The sequence below is a fragment of the Billgrantia aerodenitrificans genome, from assembly GCF_021404405.1.
Taxonomy (GTDB): domain Bacteria; phylum Pseudomonadota; class Gammaproteobacteria; order Pseudomonadales; family Halomonadaceae; genus Halomonas; species Halomonas aerodenitrificans.
Genome location: NZ_JABFTV010000025.1, coordinates 1 through 9,449 on the forward strand (window position 1 = coordinate 1; position 9,449 = coordinate 9,449).

General features: G+C 60.1%; 5 protein-coding genes. 2 read left to right on the forward strand and 3 right to left on the reverse strand.

All coding sequences use genetic code 11. The features are described from left to right. Positions 1 to 397: 397 nt before the first annotated feature. Positions 398 to 1,120 (forward strand): transglutaminase-like cysteine peptidase, encoded by a 723-nt coding sequence (locus tag HOP59_RS23325; protein ID WP_234255737.1) that lies wholly within the window; start codon positions 398 to 400, stop codon positions 1,118 to 1,120. Positions 1,121 to 1,205: 85 nt separating this feature from the next. Then, on the forward strand, positions 1,206 to 3,119 hold the full coding sequence (locus HOP59_RS23330) for a bifunctional diguanylate cyclase/phosphodiesterase (protein WP_234255738.1): 1,914 nt from the start codon (positions 1,206 to 1,208) through the stop codon (positions 3,117 to 3,119). Between the two features lie 84 nt (positions 3,120 to 3,203). Here HOP59_RS23330 and HOP59_RS23335 read toward each other — a convergent pair whose 3' ends face one another. The 3 genes from HOP59_RS23335 to HOP59_RS23350 form a co-directional block, all read right to left on the reverse strand. Further along, the gene (locus HOP59_RS23335) at positions 3,204 to 3,536 is read right to left on the reverse strand and encodes a hypothetical protein (RefSeq protein ID WP_010628824.1); all 333 of its coding nucleotides are present in this window, start codon (positions 3,534 to 3,536) and stop codon (positions 3,204 to 3,206) included. Between the two features lie 93 nt (positions 3,537 to 3,629). Continuing rightward, positions 3,630 to 4,109 (reverse strand): type I secretion C-terminal target domain-containing protein, encoded by a 480-nt coding sequence (locus HOP59_RS23340; protein ID WP_276574333.1) that lies wholly within the window; start codon positions 4,107 to 4,109, stop codon positions 3,630 to 3,632. A gap of 46 nt (positions 4,110 to 4,155) precedes the next feature. After that, positions 4,156 to 9,324, reverse strand: coding sequence for a BapA/Bap/LapF family large adhesin (locus tag HOP59_RS23350; protein WP_338073362.1), 5,169 nt, complete (start codon positions 9,322 to 9,324; stop codon positions 4,156 to 4,158). Between the last annotated feature and the right edge of the window lie 125 nt (positions 9,325 to 9,449).

A 9,449-nucleotide genomic window follows, 5' to 3' on the forward strand; every position in this document is an offset into this window, starting at 1 on the left:
GCTCGGTGGCGGAGAGGCTGCCGTCGCGGCTGGCGAAACGCACCTCGAGGTGGAAGGGCTGCGAGAGTGCCTCTTCCAGGGTGAAGTCGATCACCGCCAGCTCGGCGCTGTCGACCCCGGCAAGATCGAGGGTGAATTGCAATCCAGTTGCATCGGCCATACGCGCGTTCCTTTCAGCAACCTGATGAAAAAGCAGGACAAGAAACGCAAGGTTACGCAAGCGAAACGAAGGCACAAGACGGTAGGTGCATGAAGCGCTGATGGCTGACGTAAATTGTCGGCAATATCTTACAAGCGCCCAGCTTCTTAAAATTCTCATACCTATCGTGTTGCCGTTATCCCTCCTCTATACTGGCTTTCATGAATTACATTCCTTAACACGCTTCCGGCGCGCTCGATGACGCATCGCCCTGCCCCACATGGCTCAAGTTCGATTCTCAGCCCCAGCCGCCGCCGCTTCATCGGCGGCCTGGCAGGGCTGCTGCTTGCCGCTGGGTTGGGTCTCTCCCCTACGTCACTCGAGGCACGCATCGACCGTGCCCGCTTGCGTAACAGCATGCAACGTCTGTATGGCAGCTCCGGGCTTGCCATTCTCGAGGATTGGTTTGCACTGCTGGACAGGCTGCGCAGCGCCGATCTCGATACCCAGCTGCGCGAAGTGAACGACTTCTTCAACCGGCGCGTTCGCTGGGTCGAGGACATCTACAACTGGGGGGCCGAGGATCACTGGGCAACGCCGCTAGAGACCATGGGCAAGGCTCAGGGCGACTGCGAGGATTACTCGATTGCCAAGTACGTCACGCTCAAGGAGCTTGGCGTGCCCGGCTCGCGGCTGCGCATGATCTACGTTCGTGCCCGCATCGGCCGTAGCCAGATCGTTCAGGCGCACATGGTACTGGGCTATTACGAGACGCCTTCCGCCGTGCCGCTGATTCTCGACAATCTGGTGCCCTCCATCACCCCCGCCACGCAGCGTACCGATCTGGACCCGGTGTTCAGCTTCAATAGCGATGGCTTGTGGGCCGGCGGCTCTACCCAGTCGCGGGCCGATCCGGTGGCACGTCTATCACGCTGGCGCAGTGTGATCGAGCGTATGGAGCAGCAGGGATTCATGGGATGACGAAGAAAAACGAACCGCCTACAAGAGCGACACATGCCCCGCAGCAGGATGAACGAGGGCATCCATTCCCCGGGGGAACGAAGACATGTCACTGATCAAGCAACTCTGGTTGACCATCGCGGTGTTGCTGCTGCTGGCCTTCGTGGGCAGCCTGCTCATCGGCGTGACGAGCAGCCGCCACTACATCGAGCAGGAAGTCCAGATCAAGAACAACGACAACGCCAATGCACTGGCGCTTTCGATGAGCCAGATCGAAAAGGATCCGGTGATTCTGGAGCTGCTGCTGGCGGCTCAGTTCGATACCGGCCACTACCAGCGCATCGCGCTGTACGACCCTCAGGGCGAGATCATCGACGAGCGCACTGCCGGTGAGCATATCGATGATGTGCCGGGCTGGTTCGTGAATCTGGTGCGCTTCGAGGTGCCGCCCGGTCGGGCCGTGGTTCAGGATGGCTGGCAGCAGTACGGCACCCTGGAGCTGGCCAGCCAACACAGCTTCGCCTACCGCTCGCTGTGGCGCAGCACCCTGGAGCTGGCCGGCTGGTTCGCCATCGCCGGCGCCATCAGCCTGCTGCTGGCAGCCTGGATCGTACGCACCATTCGGCGCCCGCTGCGCGACGTGGTGAGCCAGGCCCAGGCCATCGGCCAGCGGCGCTTCATGGTGGCCAACGAGCCGCGTACACGCGAACTGCGCGAGGTGGTCCAGGCCATGAACCAGCTCTCCCAGGCGGTACGCCAGATGCTCGGCGAAGAGAGCGACAAGCTCGATCAGCTACGGCGGCGCATGCAGCACGACCCAGTTACCGACACACTCACCCGGGCGCCTTTCCTCAACCAGTTGCAGGCTCACCTGAAGAGCGAAAAGGACGATGCCAGCGGCGCACTGGTCATGGTGCGCGTGGCACGTCTGGCCGAACTCAATCAGCAGCTCGGCCATGTCGCCACGGACGCCCTGCTCGCTCAACTGGCGCGTCGTCTCGAGCAGTTGGCCCGTAGCCACGGCCACGGCACGGTGGGACGACTCAACGGCAGCGATTTCGGCATGATCCTGCCGCGTCATCATGAGCTGCAAGACCTGGGCAAGACGCTTCAGCAGCACTTGGAGAGTCTCAGCACCAAGCAGAGCGTCGACACCTCGCTGGCTTCCGCGCTGCGTCAGTATAGCCAGGGCGAGAGTCAGGCCGAGCTGCTCGCCAGTCTCGACGGCGCCCTGGCTGCGGCGGAAACGCGCGGTCTGAATGGCCAAGAGATCGTCGATCAACCCGCCGGCACCGTGCTCTATACGCGTCATGACGAATGGCGTCAGGCGCTCGCGGAAGCGCTGCAGCAAGGCGTATTCCTGGCTCACTATCCGGTGCTGGATGCCGAAGGCAAGCTGATTCACTTCGAGGTACCGTCACGCCTGCGCTTGAAGGGCGAATGGCGGCCGGCAGGTGTATTCCTGCCGTGGGTGTCGCGCCTGGCCATGGCTCCCACCCTCGATCTGGCCGTCGTTTCGGCGGCACTTACCGATGTCGAATCCAGCGGCAAGGCGGTGGCCGTCAATCTCTCGGCGGAGTCACTGGGCGACGGGCACTTCGTGGGCGAGCTGCTGGCTCGCATTCAGGCGCATCAGGGCATTGCCGACAAGCTGTGGTTCGAGCTGCCCCAATCCGTCGCGCTGCAGCAGCCCCAGGCGCTGCGTACACTCTGCCACGCCCTGCTGGGGCTGGGCTGCAAGGTCGGCCTGGAGCATGTCGGCACCCAGTTCGGCAAGATCGAGGGGCTGCAGGATTTGGGCCTGAGCTTCATGAAGATCGAAGCCGCTTTGAGCCAGGTGGTGGAAAGCCGTAGCGATCAGCAGAGCCTGCTGAGAGGCATGGCAACGCTGGCCCACTCACTGGGCATTCTCACCTTCGCCGAGGGCGTGGAGAGCCAGGATGCGGCAAAGGTGCTGTTCGAGCTGGGGCTCGATGGTGTGACGGGGCCGGGTATCCGGCATCAAGCAGGCGACACCTGATCCACCAGCTACACCCGATACGACATGAGGCCGGCAGATCGCCGGCCTCATGCTTCAATGCGTCTGGGCTCAGAGAATCTGGGCTCAGATGATGTCGTTGTCGGTATCAGACATCAGGCCGATGCTGTTCCTGCGCTTACGTAACGACTGACGCTCCAGCAGCTTCTGCTGAGCCGGCTCGGGCAGATCGGTAAAGCTGATCACGCCCTTGTCCATCAGCACGTTGATCACGTCCTCGAGCACCCGCACGAACGCCAGGTCGGACTTCGACAGTGCCAGGTTGTCGACGTCATCTCCCCCTTTGGAGACGAATTCCTGCAGCTCAGAAGAGCCAGACGGCAAGAACTCGCGGCACTCTGCCGTTGCCTCATGGCTGACCTGCACCACCTGCCCTGACTCATTACGCTTGATGTACATGAGTATGTCTCTTGATGACTTTACCTAGATTAACAAACGCCCTGCCCGGTGTCTCCAGGCAGGGCGCAGGGCTAGCGATTCATCGATTCCACGTTACTGATCGATGTGCAGCTGACCACTATCGAGCAGCCCCTTGAGGAACTCCGCCGACCCTTGGTCGTTCATGTTGAAGTTCTCCAGCACGATCACTTGGGTCGCATTGCTGCCGTTTGCACCGATACTGCCCTCGTGGTTGACGTAAAGCACGGTACTGGAGCCCTCTTGCGCGGCGAAGATGAAGCTGTCGATGGTTCCCGCCGCTTCTCCTTGCAGCAGGTCGGCCAAGTCAAGCGTGTTGCTTCCAAGACTGAAGTCCTTCACCACATCACGGGCGGCACTTCCCACGCCACCCTGATCGCCGAAGTTCCACTGGAATACGTCGTCTCCTTGGCCGCCAATCAGGGTGTCGTTACCGGCACCACCGATGAGGATGTCGTTACCATCGCCGCCGCTCAGCACCTGTGCCCCGGCGCCACCAAACAGCACGTTGTTGTCGGCACCAGTCAGGCGCTGCGCGCCATGCCTGGCGCACAAAAAAACGCCCGGCCAAGGCCGGGCGTGTCATTGGGGCAAAGTGGTCTTATTCGATTTCGAGCTGACCGTTGCTGAGCATTTGCTGAATCAGCGCATCGCTGTAGGCAACGCCCTTGAGAACGATCGTCTGGTCGACAACCGACTCATCGTAGACGCCACCAGTGAAGCCTCCATTGTGGCTGATCTGGAGCACGGTATTGCCACTTCCATCGTCGGCCGCGTGCAGGTATTCCGCCAGATTGGAGCTGCTGGCTCCATCGAGCAGATCGGCAATATCCAACTTGTCGGCTTCGCCATCCACGCCGAACTGGCCAAGGGTGAAGTCCATCACTTTATCTGTCGCAGGAGCCCCTGCTTGACCCTGGTCACCCAGGTTCCAGACGAAGGTATCGGCTCCGAGGCCACCCACCAGTATGTCGTCGCCAGCCCCGCCAATAATGATGTCGTTGCCAGCGCCACCGGTAAGCGCATCGTCACCATCGGTTCCCCAGACGAAGCTATCCACGCCCGGCCCGGTGATCCCCACCTGGAGCGACGCCTCGGCAGTAGTGCCGGACGGATGCACCAGCTGATAGGTCAGGCTGTCGATCTTGCCAACGTTGGTAACATCGGCAGCGGGCTCGTAGCGATAGTCCCCGTTGGCAAACAGCGTGAAGGTACCGTACTGACCGGCAATGACGAGGCCGCTCTGCGTGGCTTCGACATAGTCGCTGCCGACCAAGGCCTTGAGCAGCGTGCCGCTGGAGCCGGGGATATCGGTGCTGCCATCGATACCCGGATCGCTGAGGACGTTGCCTTGCACGTCGGTTACCTGGGTCTCCTGATAGCTATCCGGCTGTTGAATCAAAGAGACCTGACCAATCTCCACATTGGAGTAGCTGGTTTCCGACCAGATCGGCCAGATTATCCAATTCGTATGGCTGCCACTCGTTGTTGCTGCGAAGTCGACACGGTACTCACCGGCTTCCAGCCCATTGACGCCGTTGATACCGCTGGATGCTGAGCCACCGATTTCGGACAGCTTCACCCACTGACCACTGTCGTTCTTCTGCCACAGGCTCCAGGTCAAGGAAGCCTTGGAGCTTCCCGGCGTCGTGAAACCGGCGTTGAAGCTAAACTGGCCGGCACTACCTTCATCGACCGTAAAGGTCTCACTGTAATTATCGGTACGTGAACTGCTGGTATTGTGCTGCGACGTCTTGTTGCTCATCACCTGGCTACTGACCGGCTCCGGCGTGATCTCGATCAGCGAGATATCGGCAATCGCTACGTTGTCACTGGCCACGATACCGTTCGGTACACCTTCGAGGTTGATGGTGAGCTTCGACGCCACCACGTCGCCATCGGCATCGGTCAGGTAGTAGGTGAACTCATCCTGATAGGAGTCGCCCGCCTTCATGCCGTCGCGTGCGCTGCGGCTGACCACGTAGGTGTAGGTGCCGTCGGCGTTCACGGTCAGGGTGCCATGCTGGCCTTCCACCGTTCCGCTGGCCAGCGTACCGCCTTGGCCATCGGCCCACAGCAGGCTATCTTCCTCTGCCGGACCGTCAGCGCCCCAGTCGGCATCGACGCGCCCTTCCACACTGGGCAGGTCGTCAGTCGAGGCGATTTCGGCAAAGAGTTCGAATGAGCTGGCCTTGGTCTCGGTGGTGTAGACCGTGTCGACGAGGTTGCCATTGGCGTCCAGGAACCCACGGATCTTGAGCACGTACTCACGGTCACCTACCTGGATGGTAAGCTCTTCATTCGGATTGAGAATCTTGACGATATCGTCATTGTCCGGATGAGTGGCCGGCGACTTATTGTTGGGCGTCTCGTCATGCTCGAGCTTGATCGTGGTGGTCACCTCGGTCAAGACACCGTCGATCATGACCTTGAACGACACTTCCAGATCGACGGTCTTGAGCACTTTGCTACCGGAGTTGATCACGAAGTTGTTATGCGTCAGCGTACCCAGCGAGAACAAGGAATCGGTAGCAACGCCGCCCAAGCCCGTCAGCCCTTCGGCATAGACGAAGTCATAGCCTGAGCCGTTGGCCCCGCCCCACTGAATGAAAATACCGCTCTCATTCGATGTGGTGGTTACGCTGCCGCTTCCTGAGGTAGTGGTCAGGTTCTCCCAGCCGGCGCCAAGCTGACCGACTTCAAGTTCGCTGACAGGTACCTGAATGGCCTGAACCAGATCGAACTCGAACGGGATATCATCCACCACCACGACATCGATGGTGCCGTAGGCAATGTGTCCCAGGCCGTCCACCAGCTCGAGCTGAATGCCCTCTTTAGCCAGCTCGTTGCGGCCTTCACCGTGTGCGTGCTCGACGGCGCTGCCCAGTTCGAAGCTATAGCTCACCTCACCGGTTGCAGAGTCGTAGCCAGTCAGAGTCAGGGTGTTGCCTTCCGGCGTCTCGATCACGATGACATTGCCGGCCGCCAGTGACTCCAGGTCGCCCGCGCTGAGCTTGACCTTGTTGCCTTGCTGCTCGCCATCTCCCAAGACCTTGGTTCCGGCGATCAGCAGCGCGCCGAACCCTTCCGGTGTAGAGAGTTTGAAGCTACCGCTATCGGCGGCTTGACCCTCGCCCTCGGCAGTGCCGCCATCGAGGTATTGCTCATTGACCGTCACGTCGCTGTTGGTCAGGCCGAGGATGGTGGGCAGCTCGGGCAAAGGCGGTACTTCGCCAGGCTGGAAGCCGATATTGAACGAGCCGTCAGAGGTATCTCCGTCACCATCGACAGCAACAACTTCCACAGGGAGTATGAAGTCCAGTTCGGCGTCGAGGAATTCGCCTTCGAAGCCACCGATGCCATAGGGGCCGCTACCGTTATTGGAAAAGGTCACCTTGTTGAAGGCGAAGTCCGCGCTGATCAGCAGCCCGCTTCCGGATTCGGTTTGACCAGTTTCCGTGTTGATGACCATCCATTCCACGGCAGCAGGATTCTGATTGCCCTGGTTGGGCAGCTTCACGGTCAAGTGAGTCAAGAACTGGTTGAACTGTGCCGTCAGCGTTTCGCTACCGGTGATAGCTGGGTTCTTGACGCCAACGCTGTTGTTTGACCAGTTCACGTCCCCACCCGAGGCAGTAAAGATCACCTCCAAGTTTTCCGCGCTCAATGACATCGAACCATTGACGCCGCCTTGAGAATGGGAAATACCGCTCGTCTGGAACTGCTTGGCAACCGAATCGAGCGGCTGCACCACGTTGACCACGTACTCGTTGCTAGCAACGCTCATGTCGATGGTGAGCACGGGATTGCTGGGGCCATCGCCTACCTTATAGGCGATCAGCTGCTGGCTCTCGCTATCGAACACGTAGACCAGCTTCGTGCCGCCAGAGGTGAGGTATGTTTCTTTGGCAACACCGTCGTCTTCGTAGCGAACCTGGATGTGGCCTTGCCCATCCGTCATCAGGCTGGCCTGCGAGATATGTGCGCCATCCGCATCCGCACCGATGGTGAGATCCAGACTACCGATAGCGGAGCTGTCAACGCCCATACCGAGAGAGGCATCTTCCGGCGTGCCGAACTCCGGCACGTCGTCCAGAATCTCGATCAGCAGGTTGCTCGAGGCCGTATCGCCGTCGGTATCCTCGAGCACGATCTCGAAGGACTGGGTCAGCGACTCGTCGTTGGCCGGCTGGTCGTGATCCTTGTTGGCGTTCAGCGTGTACTCGTAGTTGACGGTATAGGTGCCGTTGCCGTTTGCAGTGAAGCCCGTGATGACAAGGGTATTGCCGCTTTCGGTCACGATGGTCGGCAGCGCTTGCTCGAGCCCATCCTTGACGATGTACTCGCCACCCACGCTCAGGTTCAGCACACCATCCGGAGCGCTTACGGTAAAGCTTCCACCCTGTACCAACAGACCGCCGCCCTCTTTGCTTCCTCCCGGAAGATGGGCTTCGTTGAAGACCAGGTGATGGCCTTCGCCGTGCACCGGATTGTCGATAGAGACCGGCGAGTCGCTGATCGCGATGGTCAGCGTTGCGGTGTCGCTGTCACCGTCGCCATCGGTCAGGGTGTAGGTGAACGCATCCGATACGCTGCCAGGGGCGCCGGGGTTACGCACATAGGAGTAGGTACCGTCGGCGGCAATGGTCAGGACACCGTACTGGCCAGTGATGTCGACCGTACCCTCGGCCGGTACGGCAACGCCGTTGACCGACGTTACTCGGCCGCCGTCGGCGCCCAGCGTGTCGTTGGCCAGTACGTTGCCTTCTTCGATGATCTGGCCGGAGCCAAGGTTGACTGTTACGTCCTCCGCAGTCGGGCCATCGTCGAGGAAGTAGATCACCTGGCCAATGTCGATCGTCGCATGGGCCTCATCGCCATCGCCATCGGTCACGGTCTTGGTGAGGAAAATCACGTTAGCCAATATGTTGGCGGCATCACTCGCCCCGATCTGGCCAACGCCCTGGTGGGCAATCGCCCTGAGTTGGTCGAGAGTCACGACCCCTGTCTCGGCATTCACTTCGAGGGTGAATACGGGCACTTCGATACCATCGTCGGTCACGACATAGCCGACGATATCGCCATCCACTTCCTTGACGAGAACGGCCTGACCGGTTTGGGTATCGACCAGACCTGAGTCGGCACCAGCAGCCGAGACACTCAAGGTGTATTCACGGGTCTGCAGACCATCGGCGCCATACTCGGCGCTGAAGTATCCGGAGAAGTCGAACGATGCCGTCACGTCGAGTTGTGCCTCGTCGACGGTCAGGTTGGCGGGCTTCCATTCGACGTTGATGTTGACGTCGTTGTAGTCCCTATCGCTGCCAGGACCGTAGATGTCCTCCCAGTTGAGATCGCCCTCTTCGGCATTGTTCTCGACATGCGAGCTGCCATCGGGATGCAAGCTGGAGTCGTTGAAGAGCACGGGTGCGTTGGAATCCTGTCCAACGAGCTGATTACCGTCTGCAGTGACTGCGACCCAAACTCCGTTGACCTGCTCGAAGGAGATGTCAGTGCCATTGGTCAACCCGGGATTCAGGTTCGAACCATTGGGGATGATGAAGTACCCCACCTCGCCCGGAGCGTAGCCTTCGAGCACGAAGGTATCACCGACGTCGAGCTTGACGTTGGACCAGACAACTTTGCCGATGGTGGGATTGCCGTTTTCGTCCTTGATGTAATAGCCGAAGCTGTTGTTGTAGCCGACCCCAGGCGCACTGCCCAGATTGGTGATGGTGACCTCATGCCCCGTGGGGTTGGTGCCATCCACGCTCGGCAGGTCGTCAGCCACTTCGACGGTAATGCCCGCAGTGGCGCTATCGCCATCCTGGTCGCTGGCGACGACCGTGATACCGGTGATGGTCAGGTCGTCGACGTTGACGTCGTGCGGCAGTG

Coding starts and splice junctions, on each gene's coding strand:
- HOP59_RS23330 (WP_234255738.1), top strand. CDS start 1,206: ATGTCACTGATCAAGCAACTCTGGTTGACCATCGCGGTGTTGCTGCTG.
- HOP59_RS23325 (WP_234255737.1), top strand. CDS start 398: ATGACGCATCGCCCTGCCCCACATGGCTCAAGTTCGATTCTCAGCCCC.
- HOP59_RS23335 (WP_010628824.1), bottom strand. CDS start 3,536: ATGTACATCAAGCGTAATGAGTCAGGGCAGGTGGTGCAGGTCAGCCAT.